Here is a 1,149-nt window from a genome sequence, read left to right on the forward strand (position 1 = left end):
AGGAAGCGGAAATGGATCAGAGCGTAGGCCAAGCCCATGTTGAGCGCGCACGGCGCTTGGCGAAGGTGCAGGATGTGTGCCGCCAGCGCGGGATTGACGTCGCAATCTTCACGAGTCCCGAGAATATCTACTACCTGGCGGGCCTGGACTACGAAGGCTATTTCTGCCTGCACGCGCTCCTGGTTCCGGTCGCTGGTAAGCCGGTTCTCTTCGCGAGAAGCATTGAGATGCCGACCATCCTGCGGCAGGCGAAAGATGTTCAATATATCGGTTACGCCGACAATGACGACGTTGCAGCGGCAATCGCGTCGCAACTGGTCGCGGTCGCCGGCAAGAGCCCGCGTGTAGCGTTGCAAAAGAACAGCGCCTTTAACGTCGCAATCGAGGCTCCTCTTCGGGTAGCTCTCCCGAGCGCTGAATTTCTTGACTCATCGGGCATTGTCGAAGAGATGCGTATGGTCAAATCCCCCTTTGAAGTCGGACAGGTTAAACGAGCGGCGCAAATCTCCGACATCATGATTTCAGCAGGAATTGGCACAGCTGGCAACGGCGTGACCGAGAACACAGTCGCGGCCGAGGTCTATAGGGCCATGATTGCTGCCGGCGGCCAGTCCCCTGGTTTCCCCCCGTTCATCAGGTCCGTGGATCGGATATGCGAACCGCACACCACATGGACTTCCCGCGAGCTCAAGACGGGTGACTCGTTCCTTCTCGAACTCTCGGGCTGTGTCGATCGATATCACGCTCCAATGGCCCGGACGGGCTATGTCGGTCTAGCTCCTGCGTCGGCAAGGAAGCTTTCCGAAATCAGCAACCAGGCACATCTTAAGGCCCTGAATGCGCTGAAGCCAGGTGTTCGCGCCTCGGATGTCCATGCTGCATGGCGGGCTCATCTCGAGGCATCCAAGGCGTTCCCGAGGCTCGAGCATTGCGGTTACACGGTCGGGATCTCATTTCCTCCGACCTGGACCGGCGGCCCCGGTATAAACAGCCTGCATGGGGCGAGCACTGTCCAGATCCGGGAGGGGATGGTATTCCACCTTCTCACATGGATTACGGATGACGGGGGCAACGATAATTTCCTGTCGGATTGTGTGTTGGTTGAGAAGTCCGGTGGTGTCTTCCTGACGAATTCCTCGAGAGATCTCG

The 1,149-nt window shown here is 58.2% G+C and carries 1 protein-coding gene; it reads left to right on the top strand.

Going from position 1 to position 1,149, the window contains the following annotated elements; genetic code table 11:
* Nucleotides 1-11: 11 nt before the first annotated feature.
* Nucleotides 12-1,149 (top strand): M24 family metallopeptidase (locus tag FCU66_RS34685; protein ID WP_136622741.1); only part of this gene is annotated, 1,138 nt, incomplete at its 3' end.

Origin of the sequence: Mesorhizobium norvegicum (assembly GCF_004919685.1) — a bacterium.
Classification (GTDB): domain Bacteria; phylum Pseudomonadota; class Alphaproteobacteria; order Rhizobiales; family Rhizobiaceae; genus Mesorhizobium; species Mesorhizobium norvegicum.